Source organism: Arthrobacter sp. zg-Y238, from assembly GCF_024385525.1.
Classification (GTDB): Bacteria; Actinomycetota; Actinomycetes; order Actinomycetales; family Micrococcaceae; genus Arthrobacter_B; species Arthrobacter_B jinronghuae.
The window spans coordinates 373,030-388,765 of the sequence record NZ_JANFLU010000010.1 but is presented as its reverse complement, the minus strand read 5'-3'; the positions used below and the strand labels follow the sequence as shown (position 1 = coordinate 388,765).

Below are 15,736 nucleotides of genomic sequence, written 5' to 3'. Positions count from 1 at the left end.
CTTACCTGAAAGCACCGGAGCAATTAGTAAAGCTTATGCTCAACGGGATGTGGCAGGGGTCACTCCAATGGTCTCGCTTGGGTCGGACGGCGAACGGCTGTCTTCTCGGCGGGGCTCGTTCTCGACGGGCATCGGAGCCGAGGTCGCGCTATCCATACGTTCCTGCGTCCAGTACCCCGTCTCGTCGAGTGGTGCCGTGCGGGCGCTGGACAGGCCGCACGGATCGGGGTCCGTAGGTGTTGCCTCCGAGGCCGCCTCATCCGGCGGGACAGACTGGACCGCCGGTGCAGGTTCTACGGGGGTGGCCGGATCGGTCGGCACGGCGTCCGCGCCGCTCGGACATCCGGTCTGCGGGGCAGGTTGCACCGCAATCTGGCCCGGCAGTGCGGGGTCCAGGGACGCGACCGGGTCGGCCGGCACCGCGTCCGCGCCGCCCCCGCACCCCGTCGTCAGCAGTGAGGCAGCCAAGAGTGCACAGCATGCAACTATCCCGTTACGCATCATTCGGGCAGGCTAGCGCACAAAGGAACCGAATGGTGCACCCCGGGGGAGGATCTTTTCGCGGATGCCGACGGCAGGTGGGCAGCAGCGCCTAGTAGCCGCGGCTGCTGTTAGGTGATTCGGTGCCGATGACGGTCAGGGACACCTCCGGGTGGTTCTTTTCCACCCGGCGCAGCGCCCAGACATCGTTGAACACGGCCACATAGGCGCCGTCGGTGCGTACCAGGACCTCGGCCCCATGCACGTTGGACAGGATTTCCGCGGCGTCGGCAGTGGTGAGCCGGGCCAGCGAGTAGGAGAGCTGCTCGTAGCGCATGGGCGCATTGAAGTCCTGCGTCATGCGGTCCTCGACCACTTCGAACTGCATCGGGCCGACGGCTGCCAGGACCGGTGCCTGATCGCCGCGCCGGTCCGAGCGCAGCACCTGGATGATGCCCTCGTGCTCGAGCTGGTCAATGCCGCGGCGGAACTGCTTGTAGCGGCTGGGGTCCTGGGACCGCGCGACGCGGAAGTGTTCGGGGGAGAAGAACGGAATGGGCGGGTATTCCACCGGTTCCTCGACGTAGAGGCTGTCACCCACCCGCAGGGCAGATGCGTTGACCAGCCCGACGACGTCGCCCGGGTACGCCTGGTCGATCACTTCGCGTTCGCGGCCGAACAGGTGCTGGGCGTACTTCGTGGCGAAAGTCTTGCCGGTGTTGGAGTGCGTGACCACCATGCCGCGTTCGAAGATGCCGGAGCAGACGCGGATGAACGCCACGTGGTCGCGGTGGGCCTTGTTCATGCCGGCCTGGACCTTGAACACGAAGCCGGAGAACGGCGCCTCGACGGGGCGGAGCCCGCCGTCCTTGTCCTCGCGGGCGGAGGCCGACGGCGCGAGGTCCACCAGGGCGTCGAGGATCTGCTTCACGCCGAAGTTCAGGGCTGCCGAGGAGAAGAGGATGGGGGTGGCCTTGGCGTCCAGGAACTTGTTGCGGTCGAACTCGCGGCCGTCAATGACCAGCTCGGCTTCGTCCAGCGAGTCGGTCCAGACGTCGCCTTCGCGTTCCAGGGCCTGCTCGGGGGTGAAGTGGTCTTCCTTGGCGAGGGAGGCACCGGAGTTCTGCCGTTCGAAGTGGACGTATTCGTCCTTCTGCAGGTCCCAGACCCCGCGGAAATCGCCGGCGATGCCCACGGCCCAGGTCAGCGGCATCGGCTCGAGGCCGGTGCGTTCGGTGATTTCGTCCATCAGGGCCAGCGGGTCCAGGCCGGGCCGGTCCCACTTGTTGATGACGGTGATGATCGGCAGGTTCCGGGAGCGGCAGACCTCGAAGAGCTTCATGGTCTGGGTTTCCAGGCCCTTGGCGGCGTCCACCAGCATCACGGCGCAGTCCACGGCTGCAAGGACGCGGTAGGTGTCCTCGGAGAAGTCGGCGTGGCCGGGGGTGTCCAGCAGGTTGATTACGGTGTCGCGGTAGGCAAACTGCAGGGCCGTGGAGCTGATCGAGATGCCGCGGTCCTTTTCCATCTGCATCCAGTCGGAGACCGTTTCGCGGCGGTTTTCCTTGCCGTTGGTGGCACCGGCCGTGCCGATCACCCGGGCGTGCAGGGCCAGCGCTTCGGTGAGCGTGGACTTACCGGCGTCGGGGTGCGAGATCACGGCAAAGGTACGCCGGCGGGCGGATTCCTTGACGATCTCTTTGGTGGCGGTGGCGCTGACGGGGGTGGAAACCTGTTGGGACACTCCGCTGCTTTCAGACTCTGGTGGGTGGGACTGCTTGTCGGGCGGGACTTCTCCCCGGCAGCCGGCTGCTCAGAACACAGCTTTTTCATTCTACCCGCCGCCCGTCGAACGCCCGGACGGGTGTGCCGGTGCCGTCGTCGTCGCCTGCGTCGCCTGCGTCTGCCGGTTCGCCTGCGTCTACCGGTTCGCCTGCGTCTACCGGTTCGCCCGCGACTGCCGGGACGGCCGACCGTGCGTGCCGGGAGAGCAGGGGTGCCGCCGCCAACAGGCAGCCGACGCTCATGGCCATCACCAGCACCTGGTAGGGCAGGAGCCCGATCAGCACCGCCGCAAGCATCGAGGCTGCGACCTGGGGGAGGTTGGTCATTACCTGCGTCACGGCGGCGGTCCGGCCCTGCATGCCGGGCGGTGTCTCTTCCTGCCGCAGCGTGACAAAGGCGATGATCATCCACGAAGCGCCCATGCCGACCGCGGCAGCGCCGGCCAGCACCAGGGGCAGGAAGGTAAGCGCGGTGGTCAGTATGCCGCCGGCGAGCAGGGCGACGCCGAAGACCATGCAGCGGCGGACACCGAAACGCCGGATCACCAGGCTTGCCGTGAGCCCGCCCAGAACGGCCATGACTCCCTGCGCACCCAGCAGCACGCTAAGGAATTCCGGCGGCTTGCCCAGGCCCTGCTCCACCGTGGCGAAGATGGTCACGTTGAGGATTCCGGTGGCACCCATGGCGATACCCAGGGTCAGCAGTGCGCGGCCGAGCAGGCGGTGCCGGGCCATGAAACGGACACCCGCCGTCGTGCTCTGCCAGAACGTCTCACCGGCGTCCTTGGTGGCGACCGTTTCGGCCAGTTTCAGGGTGGCCAGGATCAGCGCGGCGGCAAGGAAGCAGGCGCTGGCAAGCAGTACAACGGTGTGCATTCCCCAGAGGGCGAGCATTCCGGCTCCGGCCAGCGGCGAAACGATGCGCAGTCCCTGGTCGATGCTGCTCAGGATGCCGTTGGGGGCGGGTCGGCGTGGGATCGGGGTCGCGGGGGTCGGTGCGCTTCGCGGGGTCGCGGGGATTGGATGGACCGTGCTGGCGCTGGGCGGGACGAAATCCCTGCGGTTTGTCGTAATCCCTGCGGAATGTCGCAATCCCTGCTCCGCGCGGCGCAGGGATCCGGACAAACCGCGGGGATCCGGACAAACCGCGGGGATCCGGACAAAGTGCAGGGACTCGGCTGGGGGCAGTGCTCAAACCGCGGGGATCCGAACAAAGTGCAGGGACTCGGCTGGGGGCAGTGCACAAACCGCGGGGATCCGGACAAAGTGCAGGGACTCGGCTGGGGGCAGTGCACAAACCCAGAGGGGATTCCGGCCCGGAGGACACAGCCCAGCTCGCGGCACGGCCGGGCACATACCGCCGGTTTGGTTACCAGCGTGCCGGAATCACCTATTGTGGTGCACGGCACATGCCTTCTGTATTCAGTGCCGAACCCGGGTCCCGAGGACTTGGCAACAAACCTGCCTTACAACGACGAAAGGCCCTCGACTATGGCTGAAGCGTTCATCATCGACGCCGTCCGCACTCCCGTCGGCAAGCGCAACGGGGGACTGAGCAAGATCCACCCCGCAGACCTGGCCGCGCACGTGATTGCCGAAACGGTCCGGCGCACGGGGATCGACTCCGAGGAGTATGACGAGGTCATCCTCGGTGCGATTGACCAGGTGGGACCGCAGGCCATGGACATTGCCCGCACCTCATGGCTGGCAGCGGGTCTGTCCGAACGCGTTCCCGGCACCACCGTGGAGCGCCAGTGCGGCTCCGGCCAGCAGGCCGTGTCCTACGCGGCGCAGGCCGTCATGAGCGGCACCAGCGATCTCGTGATTGCCGGCGGCGTGCAGAGCATGTCCTCCGTCCCGTTGTCCTTCGCCAACTCGGCGGCCAAGGAGCTGGGCTTCCCGAACCCGTTCGCCGGCTCGGTGGGATGGGAAAAGCGCTACGGGAACCAGCAGATCTCGCAGTTCATCGGCGCCGAAATGATGGTGAAGCAGTGGGGGCTGACCCGCGAGGAGATGGAGGACTTCGCCGTCGAATCCCATGTACGCGCCATCGCTGCGCAGGCCGAGGGGCGGTTTGACCGGGAAATCCTGGCGATGAACGGAGTCACCGCGGACGAGGGGCCCCGTGACCCCGACCGCGCGAAGATTGCCACCCTGGCCCCGCTGGCCGAAGGCGGGCACCTCACCGCTGCCACCTCCTCCCAGATTTCCGACGCCGCCGCCGTCCTGCTGCTTGCCTCCGAGGATGCGGTGCGCCGGTACGGTCTGAAGCCGCGGGCCCGCATCCACTCCATCTCGGCCCGCGGGGATGATCCGGTCATGATGCTCAGCGCCCCCATCGAGGCGACCCGGCATGCACTGAAGCGCACCGGCATGAGCATCGAGGATATGGACCTGCTGGAAATCAACGAGGCCTTCGCCTCCGTGGTGCTGGCCTGGCAGCGTGAACTCGGCGTGGATATGGACAAGGTCAACGTGAACGGGGGCGGCATAGCCCTGGGCCACCCGATCGGGGCCACCGGTGCCCGGATCATGACCACCCTGCTGCATGAGCTTGAACGTACGGGCGGCCGCTACGGGCTGCAGACCATGTGCGAGGGCGGCGGCCAGGCGAACGTCACCATCATCGAGCGGCTGGACGAGGGCTTCCGGCTGTAGCGGCGGCGTCGGGCCCCATGTCCCCGGTCCCCTGACGCATTTGTCCGGGGACCGGCCCGTCAGCCGACCCGGAAGCGCAGCGTCACCAACTCGAAAGGCCGCAGCGACAATTGAGCCCCGCCGTCTCCGGCGCGGCCCACGGCCAGAGAGTCCACCGGTCGCTCCAGCAGGTCCGTCGCCGCAACTGAGGAGTAGCCGAAACCGGCCGTGACCTGCGCCGTCGCCCGCCCGCCGAACGCCTCGTAGAGCCGGACGATGACGTCGCCGCTGCGGTCCTCCGCGAGCTTCACCGCCTCGATCACCACCGCGGGATTGTCTACTGCCAGCAGCGGGACGGTATCGGCGGCAGCAACTCCGGATACCGTGCGCACCGGCAGGTTCAGCCGGTATCCCTCCGACACTGCCTCGGGGATCCCCGCAGCCGGACGCAGCGAGAACCGGAACCGGTGAGGGCCCTGGTCCGTGCCCGGATCCGGGAACACCGGAGCGCGCAGCAGCGACAGCCGGACCGTGGTGCAGGTCCGCCCGTCCACCTCGTCCCGGATCGTATCGTGCCCGTAGGTCCGGTCATTGGCCACGGCGACGCCGAATCCGGGCTCCCCGACGTGGATCCAGCGGTGCGCCACGGTTTCAAAGCGCGCCGCGTCCCAGGAGGTGTTGGCATGGGTGGGGCGGTAGAGGTGGCCAAACTGGATTTCCGACGCCGCGCGGTCCGCGTGCACGTCCAGCGGAAAGGCGAGTTTGAGCAGCTTCTGCCGCTCGTGCCAATCCACATCGACGGTGAGGTCCACCGCCGTACCGTCCGGGCTGAGCGTAATGCGCTGCACCAGGGTGGAAGCGCCGAAAGACCGCTCGATGCTCAACACCCGGCCATCATCCTCCATCTTTACGGCGTCGGGCTGCATCAGCTCGGTGCTGCTGAACCGGTAGTGTGCGTCCAGATCCCAGGCGTCCCATTGGTTGGGGACGTCGCGGAAGAGCTGGAAGTGGTTCCCGGGCCGGCCGGTCAGGAACACTTCCCGGCCGTCGGCAATCAGGGAGGTAAACAGTCCGGCGTCGTTCACGGTCAGCCGAAGGCGGGGTCCCGTCAGGTGCCAGCCGGAGTCGGTGCGTTCCCAGCTGCCGGAGCTTTCCGCAAAAGCCGACGCCGCTGCCGCACCTCCCGCGGGCACGCCCTGCTGCGGATACGGCCCCGCGTTCAGCACCGCCAAGGTGTCGCCGCTGCCCAACAGGGTCCCGGCGGCGTCCTCGATCACCGCCTCAAGTGTTGCCGCCACCCGGGCGTAGTTACGCTCGGCTTCCTGATGCACCCAGGCGATGGAGGTGCCGGGCAGGATGTCGTGGAACTGCTGGAGCAGGACCGTGTGCCAAGACTGTTCGAGCACGTCGTAGGGGTATGCGGCGCCGGTGCGCACCGTGGCAGTCGCTGCCCACAACTCGGCTTCCCGCAGGAGGTGCTCGCTGCGCCGGTTGCCCTTCTTGGTGTTGGCCTGGCTCGTGTAGGTGCCGCGGTGAAACTCCAGGTAGAGCTCCCCGGACCATACGGGAGGCACGGCCAGTTCCTCCTCTGCTGCGGCAAAAAACCGTTCCGGGCTGGAAAACCGCACCTGCGGGGACCCTTCCAGGTCCGCGGTGCGCTCCGCCGCGGCGAGCATTTCCCGCGTGGGGCCGCCGCCGCCGTCGCCCCACCCGAACGGAACCAGGGACGTGTTCCCGAAGCCCTTCTCGGCGTACTGGCGCTGTGCACGGGCCAGTTCCTGGCCGGAGAGCTCGGAGTTGTAGGTGTCCACGGACGGAAAGTGCGTGAACAGGCGGGTGCCGTCGATGCCCTCCCAGAGGAACGTGGAGTGCGGCATGGTGTTGGTTTCGTTCCAGGAGATTTTCTGCGTAAGGAACCACCGGGCGCCTGCGGCCCGGGCGATCTGCGGCAGCGCTGCGGAGTACCCGAATGAGTCAGGCAGCCAGACCACCTCGGGGTCCACCCCGAACTCCTCCCGGAAGAAGCGCTTTCCGGCCACGAACTGCCGCGCCAGCGCTTCACCGCCGGGCAGGTTCGTGTCCGATTCCACCCACATCCCGCCGGTGGGCACGAACTGTCCGCTGCGCACCTTTTTTGCGACCCGGTCAAACAGGTCCGGATAGTGGTCCCTCAGCCAGGCATACTGCTGGGCTGAGGAGGCAGTGAAAACGAACTCGGGTTCGTGATCCATCAGCTCCAGCACATTGGCGAAGGTCCGGGCAACCTTGCGGACGGTTTCCCGCACAGGCCACAGCCAAGCCGTATCGATATGTGCGTGTCCCACCGCGGAGATCCGGTGCGCGCTCGCATACGACGGGCTGGCCAGCACCGCGGCCAGCGCTGCCCGGCCGGCGCCGGCGGTGCCCGGGATGTCGGAGGGGTCAACCGCATCGACAGCGCGTTCCATTGCGCGCAGGATTTCGTACCGGCGGGGCAGGTCCATGGGCAGCTCATGCATTAGCCCGTTGAGGGTCCAGAAGTCCCTCGCCAGGTTCCAGGCCGGGACGTCCAGCAGGGCGAGGTCCGCGGCGCGGAACACATACAGTGGGGCGCTGCCCGCCGTCGTCCGGTCGCCCATTGGAGTGGGTGCGTAAGTGAAGCCCGCGATCACGTTGGGATTGGACGCGGCCTCGATGTAGTAGGTGAAGGTTTCGCCCGGCCGGTGGGGGAGCGGAACATGCAGGTTCCGCGGTTCCACCGCTTTTACTATCGCTCCCTGCTCCGTGTAGACCAGCGCCTCGGCCTGGAAACCCGGGCCATCGCCGTTGAACCCCAGATCGATGACCAGTTCGGGCCGGACGCCGTCCGCTTCGGACCAGCCATCGGGTACCGTTCCGCTGACCCGAAACCATGTGGTGTCCCACGGGGCGCCCCAGGCCTGGCCCGCATTGAAGGGGAGGAATTCCCGGCCTGCTGCTTCCCCGAAGGACACCGGTTCGCCCGGTTCCGTCCAGGCGGCAATGTCCAGCGGCCGCCGTTCCCGCCACCGTGCAGGTTCGAGCCGTTCCCTCAGGAACCGGCTGATGCGGGCTTCAACAAGTTCGCGGTTCGCGTGCACCGGTCACCCTAACCTTTCATTGCCCCGCTGAGGGCAAACGAGCCGCCCAATGCGCGGGAAACGATGTACAGAACGATCACCGGAAGCGAATACAGGATGGAGAAGGCTGCCAGCTCGCCGTAGGCCACGCCGCCGTACTCGTCGAAGAAGCGGAAGATGCTCACTGCCGCAGGCTGGCTGTCGGGTGAGAAAAGGAGGATGAACGGAACGAAGAAGTTTCCCCACGCCTCCAGGAACACGAAGATGAACACCACTGCCAGACCCGGCCGCATCAGCGGGAGCACCACGTAGAACAGCGCCTTCATGGAGGAAGCCCCGTCAATCCAGGCCGCCTCCTCGAGCGACACGGGCACGGAGTCCATGAAGTTCTTGGTCATCCAGATCGCGATCGGCAGGAAGGTGGCGCCCATAAAGAAGATGGTGCCGGCCAGCGAATCCAGCAGGTTCAGTTGCACGAACAGGCTGTACACCGGCACCATGATGGCGGTGATCGGCAGGCAGGTGCCAAAGAGGATGGTGTACATAAACGGGCGCTTGAAGCGCATCTGGTAGCGGGAAAGCGGGTAGGCGGCGAGCACTGCTGCCGTGACGGTGACCAAGGCGGAACCGACGGCGAGGATGAAGCTGTTCAGCAGGGGAATGAACGTCTGCTGCGCCGTCATGATGGCGCGGAAGTTCTCCAGGGTGAGTGTTGTGGGGACAGCCAGTTCGTAGGTGGCGTCTGCATTCACCGAGGCGGCCAGCAGCCAGCTGAGCGGCAGCAGGAAGCAGCCTGCCAGCAGTACCAGCACAATATTGGCGGTGCGGGCGCTGCGGGTTTTACCGGCCCCGCGGGCGGGGGCGGCGGGCGCAGCGGTGGCGACGGCGGCCATGGACTAGTCCTTCCTTTCCCGCAGCATGCGGATATAGGCGATGGAGAACACCGCTCCGATAAGCAGCATCACAACGGCAATGGCGGTGCCGTAGCCGATGTCTCCGTATTGGAAGGCCTGCTCGTAAGCCATGATCGGCAGCGTGGTGCTGGCATTGAGCGGCCCGCCGCTGGTCACCACGTAGATGAGGGTGAACGTGCCCAGGGTCAGCAGGGTGATCAGCATCAGGTTGGTGGCGATACTGCTCTTGATCATGGGCAGCGTGATGAACCGCAGCCGCTGTATTCCGCCGGCACCGTCGATGGTTGCTGATTCGGTGATCTCCGGCGGAACGTCGTTCAACGCGGCCTGGTAGTTCATCATCGAGAAGGCGGTGCCCCGCCAGATGTTCGCGAATACCAGGGCCAGCATGGGGTATTCGTAGAGCCAGTCCACTACGGGCAGCCCTGCCAGTCCGGTGAGCTGGTTGAGCATTCCGTCCCGGAAGAAGAACGCGTAGGCAATAAAAGCAGCGACAATTTCAGGCAGCACCCATGCGGCCACCACGCAGGTGCCCACAATCGCAGCCACCACGCGGTTGGCGCGCTGCATAACCAGGGCCAGCGCCAGTCCCAGGCAGTTCTGGCCAATGACGGCGGATCCGAGGACAAACAGGAACGTCAGCCACAGGGAGTGCGGAAACTGCGGATCGGTGAGCAGGGTGGCGTAGTTGTCCAGCCCGATCCATTCCGGGTTTCGGGCACTGGCGCCGGTGAGGCCCGCATCGGTGAAGGAACCGTAGAAGGCCCAGAGGATGGGTCCGCCGAGGAACACGAGCAGCAGCGCGACGGCGGGCAGCAGCGGCAGGAGGCGGACGGTCTGCCGCAGCCGCACGGTCGACGGCGGTGTCCGCGGCCGGGGAGCCTGCCCGACGGGCCGGTCCCGGTCCCGGCCCGCGGTTGTGCCGGCGGCCCGGGCGGGGGACGTGCTGGACAGGTCCGGACTACTTTTCAATGACGTTGTCTTCGCCGACGATCCGTTTCAGGGCCTCGTCATAGTCGGCTGCTGCCTCCTCCGGGCTCTTACCTCCGGCCACTACTTCCTGGGTGGCCGTGAGCACCGCGGTGTCGATTTCGGCGAAGTCTGCTGTTGCCGGGCGGTAGCGGCTCACTTCCAGCACCTCGGTGACCTCCCCGGCGAAGGGGTTCATGTCCTGGTATTCGGAAGTTTCAGCGACGTCGTTGCGCACGGCTATCTTCGAGGCGTCCACCGTGTAGGCCAGCGAGTTGTCGAAGTTCATGGCCATCTTCACGAAGTCCACGGCCAGCTCGGGGTTTTCGCTTCCGGCACCCACGGCGAGGGTCCAGCCGCCGGACATGCTCACGGCGCCGGGCTCCTGTCCGTTCTGGGTGGGGAACGGTGACGTCGCCATCACTTCGCCGTATTCCGGCCATTCATAATCCGCCCCTTCCTGCCAGAACTGCGGGGCGTAGGAGCCTTCGACGGTGGCGCCCATGCGGTCCTGCGGCAGCATGTCGCCCACAATCTCCTGCCAGATGTTCGGATCCAGCGCCTGGGCCGGAGTGACTGCCAGCCCTTCGTCGTAGATGGTCTTCAGGAAGTCCAATGAATCGATGAACCCTTGGGAGCCGACTACCCACTTCTGTTCGTCCTCGTCGTACAGGGCACCGTCTTTCGTGCCGTACAGCAGTTCGTAGAAGCTCTGCATGGTGCCTGCATACATGCTGAACGGCACCACGTCGGGGTTGGCCGCCTTGACTGTGCGGGCCATCTCCAGCAGGTCGTCCCAGTTTTCAGGCTGCCACGGCAGCTCGATACCGGCGGCGCCAAGGACATTCCGGTTGTACCAAATGACCCGGGTGTCCGCTTCCAGCGGGACCGCGTAGATGCCGCCGTCGTCGCCCGTTCCGGCTTCCTTCGCGGTTTCGTTGAACGCGTCCCAGTCCTCCCAGTCGGCGAGGTACTCGTCCAGCGCGAGGACGTAGCCGGCGTCGACGTCGGCCCGCAGCTTGAACGAATCCTCCACGAAGACGTCCGGAGCGGTGTCGGGGGAGCGCTGTGAGAGAGCCAGCTTGGTCGCGTAATCGTCGTCGTTGCCCTCAATCGGGCTCAGTTCCACGGTGATGCCCTCATTGGCAGCCTCAAACTGCTCTTTGGTGTCTTCCATCAGGGATTCGAGGACCGGGTCGGCCTTCTTGTACGCAATCAGCAGGGTCTGGGAGTCCTCCCCGCTGGAATCGCCGGAGCAGCCGGTAAGGGCCAGGCCCACGACTGTCAATGCAATAAAGGTCTTCTTTATGCCGCGCATGGTTCTCCTTTGATCCATGACTTCCCCCAGCCGCTGACGGCCCTGTTGGTGGCGAGGCTAGTACATGGACGGGATTTAGGCCATGATCCCGACTGCGCGAACATCGCGTGGGATCTCCTCCGCTTGACACGTGACCCGGCTCACTTCACACTAGAGCAGGTTTTCTAATACGCACCACTTGTTTCATTTGAGTGCGCTTTTGGAGAATGTCTCACCCGCCCACGCTGTGCGCAGCCCGTTCTGAAAGGCTGGCCATGGATACCCCCACTCCGGCCCGGTCCCTGTCCGAAAACGATGTCCTCGAAGCCGCGGCACGCCTGGTCGGCGCCTTCTCCCGCACGGACACCGAGGAGTACTTCGCGGCGTTCGCTCCGGACGCAACCTTTGTCTTCCACACGGAGCCGGCCAGGCTCGAAAGCCGCGCCGAATACGAGGCACTCTGGGCGTTCTGGCTCACTGAAGGCTGGTCCGTCTCGGCGTGCGAGAGCACCGATGCACATGTGCAGGTGTACGGTCCCAGCGCCGTATTCAGCCACACAGTGCTGACAACGGCGGGTACCCCGGGGGCAACGGCGACGACCAGGGAACGGGAAACGATCGTCTTCGTCCGGTCCGGTGACCGGATCCTGGCTGTCCACGAGCATCTTTCGCCGGTGCCGGACCCCGGCTTCAGCCTTGAGCCGGCGGATGCGGGTGCCGCAGAAAGCGCCGACGCCGCCGTCACACCCGTCGTCGTTGTTGCCTAAGGGGAATCCGATGTCAGCAACCGCGCAGCCGTCCGCCTGGGCCCGTCTATCCCACCGCCTCGACAAGGACGCCGAGGGCTACGGTCCGCTCCGCGGCACCCTCGGCGTCGGACGCATCGGCATGATCTGGCTGGCCGCCAACCTAGTGGTCACCACGCTGCTCACCGGCACCCTGTTTGTTCCCGGCGTCAGCTGGCCCATGGCACTGGGCATGATTGTCCTGGGCACCCTGATCGGGGGAGCCGTACTGGTACTGGTGGGCAACATGGGCACCCGCACCGGGCTGCCCACCATGTCCCTGACCAAGGGATCGTTCGGACTACGCGGCTCGTTCCTGCCCGTGGCCGCGAACGTGGTCATCCTGATGGGGTGGAGCTGGGTCCAGGCCATGCTTGCCGGAGTCACGGTGAACTTCCTGGTGGAACGCGCCACCGGTTTCTCCAGCCCCGTCCTCTTCTCCGTGCTCTGCCAGCTGCTGGTGGTGGCCCTGGCCATCTTCGGCCACAAGGGCATCGCCCGGGTGGAGCCGTGGCTGGCCCTGGTCATCCTGGCCATCATGGCCTATGTCTTCACGGTCGCGTTCCGGGAATTCCCGGTGGCCGATTTTGCTGCCATTCCGCGGGACGCCGAGGCCGGGATGTCCGCGATCTCGGTGCTCGACATCGTTATTGCCACGGCCATCTCCTGGACCGTCCTTTCCGCCGAGTTCAACCGGCTGGCCAAGTCGCAGACCGCCGGCATGGCCGGCTCCGCCGTCGGTTACGTGGTCTCGACAGTTCTGGCCATGGCGCTGGGCGCCACCGCCATCGGCTACGTGGTGCTCGACGGCGGCGAGGCGGTGGGCTTCGATCCGGCCCTGATCGTGGGGATCTTCGGCGCACCGCTGGCCGTGGTGATTTTCCTGTCCGTGATGGCCACGAACACCATGGTGGTGTACGGCATGGTCTCCTCCGTGGTGAACATGGTGCCGTCCCGGCGGATCCGTTTCCTTCCCACGGCCGTGGTGCTGGGTGCCGTGTCCGTCCTCGGTTCCACCTGGCTGGGACTGCTGGACAGTTTCACGTCCTTCCTGACCGTTATCGGCTCCCTGTTCATTCCGGTGTTCGCGGTGATGATCGCGGACTATTACGTAGTGCAGAAGCGTTCGTACAGCGCGGACATCCTGCTTGGCAGCGGGGGACGGTACTGGTTCCGGCGCGGCATTAACGCGGCGGCCCTGGTGGCCTGGCTGGTGGGCGCGGGTGCTTCCCTGCTGCTGACCTATGTGCTGCCCAGCCCGCTCGGAGCCACCATCCCCACCTTCGCGGTCACCTTTGTCCTCTACCTCGGCTGGTGTGCTCTGACCGGCCGCGTGGTTCCGGGACGGCCGCAGTCCCTGCACCTGAGCGAACCTGCCCCGGTTCCCGGCGGGGCAGCCTAGCCCGATGCAGGCAATCGACCTCAGCCATCCGGTCCGCACCGGAATGCAGGTGTTTCCGGGCGACCCGTCCGTAGAGTTCCGCAGTGCCGCCACCGTGGCTGCGGACGGCTTCGCCGTGGCGCAGCTGCACCTGGGCAGCCACTCCGGAACACATCTGGATGCGCCGCTGCATACCGTGCAGGGCGGCGCGGCAGTGGACGCGATGCCGTTGGAGGCCCTGATGGGACCGGCGCGGATCGTTTCCCTGCCCGAGCCTGCCGCCAATGCCGTCCTCCGCTGGCAAGATCTGATCGGGCAACTGGAGAACCTGCTGCCCGGAACCATCGTGCTGTTTTCCACGGGCTGGTCCCGGCACTTCGATACGCCCGCCTACCTGGAGCACCCGACCTTCGATGCCGAGATCGCCGAGCATCTTGTGGCGGCCGGGGTGCGGCTGGTCGGCGTCGATACCCTTAACCCGGATCCAACGCCCGGACCGGCGGCACCCGGGCACGCGCAGGGCGAAACGTTCCTGCCGTTCCACGATGTTTTCCTGGGGGCCGGGGGTGGGATCGTCGAGAACCTGACAAACCTGGGCGCCGTGCCGTGGGCGGATCCGTGGTTCTCCGCGCTGCCGCTGCGGCTGGAGGGGCTGGACGGTTCACCCGTGCGTGCCGTGGCGTTTAGGCCCTGACCCGTTCCCGGTTCCGGCGGTCCAGCACCAGGCCGAGCAGCAACCCGATAGGCTGGGGCCCCGGGAAATGCCTCCCCGACCAAAGCCCACCTGGAGGAACCAATGAAGACTGTGCCCTTCGGCAGTACCGACCTTTTGGTGCCCAACGTCATTGCGGGAATGATGCGCATCGCCGGCGACACCGATGAGCAGATCCGTGCCCTGTATACGGCGTCCCGCGAGGCGGGGATCGACTTCTTCGACCACGCCGACCTGTACGGGTTCAACCACCCGGGCGGTGGCTACCACCTGTGCGAGCGCCGTTTCGCCGAGGCGCTGCAGCTGACCTCCTCAGAGCGCGGGCAGATCAACCTGCAGACCAAGACGGGCATCGTCGACGACCCCTGGGGCTACGACCAGTCGTACGAACACATCGTCTCCTCGGCAGAGGAATCGCTGAAGGCGCTGCGCACCGACTACCTCGATGTGCTGCTGCTGCACCGGCCTGACGCCCTGGTCGAACCCGAGGAAGTCGCCCGTGCCTTCGACCACCTGGAGTCCAGCGGAAAGGTCCGCTCCTTCGGAGTCTCCAACCACACCCCGCGCCAGATCGACCTGCTGAAGACCGCGGTGCGGCAGCCGATCGTGGCTAACCAGGTGCAGCTCTCGATCACGCACTCCACGATTATCGCCCAGGGCCTGTCATCGAACATGACCAGCCATGACGACTCGATCACCCGCGACGGCGGCGGCCTGGTCGACTATGCCCGGATCAACAAGATCACGCTGCAGGCCTGGTCGCCGTTCCAGAGAGGGTTCCAGGGCGGCGTCTTCTTCGGGTCGCCCGACTACCCGGAGTTGAATGCCGAACTCGACAGGCTCGCGGTGAAGTACGGGGTGACTCCTACCGCGATCGCGGTCGCCTGGATCGCCCGGCATCCGGCCGGGATGCAGGTGGTCCTCGGGACCACGACGCCGCAGCGCGTCACCGATGCCGCACAGGGATCGGACATTCCGCTGACCAGGGGCGAGTGGTACGGACTCCTGCAGGCAGCGGGCCACAACGTGCCCTGAGCGGGTCCTTGTCCCGCTCAGAGCCGCACCGCCTCACATCAGCCCGCCCTCACATCAGCCCGCCCTCACATCAGCCCGGCGGCCCAGCGCAGCCGCAGGCTCTCCTCCAGTTCCTGCTCGGCGATCCGGCGTTCAATGGCCGCCAACTGTTCCTCCAGCCGGGGGATCCACCGGTTCTCCACCGCCCGCTGCCGCGTCCGGGTAGCAGCGAGTTCCTCCGACACCAGCAGCAGCGCCCGCTGCCCGGCCGCCGCAGCCACGGCCGCTTCCAAGGCTGCCCGGTGCGCCGCCGCCGCGAAGGCCAGGGCGGAACTGCCGCCGGCCGGCGGAGACGCCGGGACCGTGCAGGATGCGGACTCGGGATACGAGATGCCCATCGCTCCGCCCCACTGCACGACGGCGACCGCGGGGTCCGCCGGCGAGGCCTCCAGCAGCCGGTCCGCACCATCCAGACCGGTACTGCGCTGCAGCCACACCGCAGCCGTCCGGGCGCTGGTTTCCCAGGCACGGGCCCCCGCATCAGCGCGTTCCTGCAGCCCGTCGATGGCCGCCTGCAGGATGCGCTGCTTCCGGTCCAGCAGCTCGGCCCCGCGCCGGGCGGTGGCGAGCCGCCGCTGCACCTCGGACCGCTCGGCGCGGCTGCCGCCGGACCGGAACCCGCTCAC

13 protein-coding genes are annotated in these 15,736 nt (G+C 66.6%); 5 read left to right on the top strand and 8 right to left on the bottom strand.

Translation table 11 applies throughout. From position 1 onward, the window contains the following. Positions 1 to 39 precede the first annotated feature (39 nt). From NNX38_RS10835 to NNX38_RS10825, 3 genes are all read right to left on the bottom strand, one after another. The gene (locus NNX38_RS10835) at positions 40 to 468 is read right to left on the bottom strand and encodes a hypothetical protein (RefSeq protein WP_255797991.1); all 429 of its coding nucleotides are present in this window, start codon (positions 466 to 468) and stop codon (positions 40 to 42) included. Between the two features lie 124 nt (positions 469 to 592). After that, positions 593 to 2,224, bottom strand: a complete 1,632-nt coding sequence (locus NNX38_RS10830) for a peptide chain release factor 3 (RefSeq protein WP_255797990.1) — start codon at positions 2,222 to 2,224, stop codon at positions 593 to 595. An 85-nt stretch (positions 2,225 to 2,309) separates the two neighbouring features. Next, the gene (locus NNX38_RS10825) at positions 2,310 to 3,356 is read right to left on the bottom strand and encodes an MFS transporter (RefSeq protein ID WP_255797989.1); all 1,047 of its coding nucleotides are present in this window, start codon (positions 3,354 to 3,356) and stop codon (positions 2,310 to 2,312) included. A gap of 399 nt (positions 3,357 to 3,755) precedes the next feature. Between NNX38_RS10825 and NNX38_RS10820 the strand changes: the two genes are divergently transcribed. Continuing rightward, a complete protein-coding gene (locus tag NNX38_RS10820) occupies positions 3,756 to 4,922 on the top strand; it encodes an acetyl-CoA C-acetyltransferase (RefSeq protein WP_255797988.1) in 1,167 nt (388 codons plus the stop codon). 59 nt (positions 4,923 to 4,981) lie between these two features. Here the strand turns inward: NNX38_RS10820 and NNX38_RS10815 are convergent, their stop codons facing one another. The 4 genes from NNX38_RS10815 to NNX38_RS10800 all read right to left on the bottom strand — a co-directional run bounded on the left by NNX38_RS10815 (position 4,982) and on the right by NNX38_RS10800 (position 11,179). Then, entirely contained in the window at positions 4,982 to 7,999 is a 3,018-nt protein-coding gene (locus tag NNX38_RS10815; protein ID WP_255797987.1) for a glycoside hydrolase family 38 C-terminal domain-containing protein, read from the bottom strand. 8 nt (positions 8,000 to 8,007) lie between these two features. Beyond that, a complete protein-coding gene (locus NNX38_RS10810) occupies positions 8,008 to 8,871 on the bottom strand; it encodes a carbohydrate ABC transporter permease (protein ID WP_255797986.1) in 864 nt (287 codons plus the stop codon). Between the two features lie 3 nt (positions 8,872 to 8,874). Next, complete coding sequence (locus NNX38_RS10805) at positions 8,875 to 9,744, bottom strand: carbohydrate ABC transporter permease (RefSeq protein ID WP_255798171.1); 870 nt, start codon at positions 9,742 to 9,744, stop codon at positions 8,875 to 8,877. A 109-nt stretch (positions 9,745 to 9,853) separates the two neighbouring features. Continuing rightward, the gene (locus NNX38_RS10800) at positions 9,854 to 11,179 is read right to left on the bottom strand and encodes an extracellular solute-binding protein (RefSeq protein ID WP_255797985.1); all 1,326 of its coding nucleotides are present in this window, start codon (positions 11,177 to 11,179) and stop codon (positions 9,854 to 9,856) included. Positions 11,180 to 11,433: 254 nt separating this feature from the next. Here NNX38_RS10800 and NNX38_RS10795 point away from each other — a divergent pair, with 254 nt between their 5' ends. The 4 genes from NNX38_RS10795 (at position 11,434) to NNX38_RS10780 (ending at position 15,071) form a co-directional block, all read left to right on the top strand. Beyond that, on the top strand, positions 11,434 to 11,925 hold the full coding sequence (locus NNX38_RS10795; RefSeq protein ID WP_255797984.1) for a nuclear transport factor 2 family protein: 492 nt from the start codon (positions 11,434 to 11,436) through the stop codon (positions 11,923 to 11,925). 10 nt (positions 11,926 to 11,935) lie between these two features. Then, the gene (locus NNX38_RS10790) at positions 11,936 to 13,345 is read left to right on the top strand and encodes a cytosine permease (RefSeq protein WP_255797983.1); all 1,410 of its coding nucleotides are present in this window, start codon (positions 11,936 to 11,938) and stop codon (positions 13,343 to 13,345) included. Between the two features lie 4 nt (positions 13,346 to 13,349). After that, entirely contained in the window at positions 13,350 to 14,018 is a 669-nt protein-coding gene (locus tag NNX38_RS10785; protein ID WP_255797982.1) for a cyclase family protein, read from the top strand. A 102-nt stretch (positions 14,019 to 14,120) separates the two neighbouring features. Continuing rightward, positions 14,121 to 15,071: an aldo/keto reductase family oxidoreductase gene (locus NNX38_RS10780; RefSeq protein ID WP_255797981.1), complete on the top strand. Its 951-nt coding sequence runs from the start codon at positions 14,121 to 14,123 to the stop codon at positions 15,069 to 15,071. Positions 15,072 to 15,136: 65 nt separating this feature from the next. Here the strand turns inward: NNX38_RS10780 and NNX38_RS10775 are convergent, their stop codons facing one another. Then, positions 15,137 to 15,736, bottom strand: a complete 600-nt coding sequence (locus NNX38_RS10775; protein ID WP_255797980.1) for a V-type ATP synthase subunit D — start codon at positions 15,734 to 15,736, stop codon at positions 15,137 to 15,139.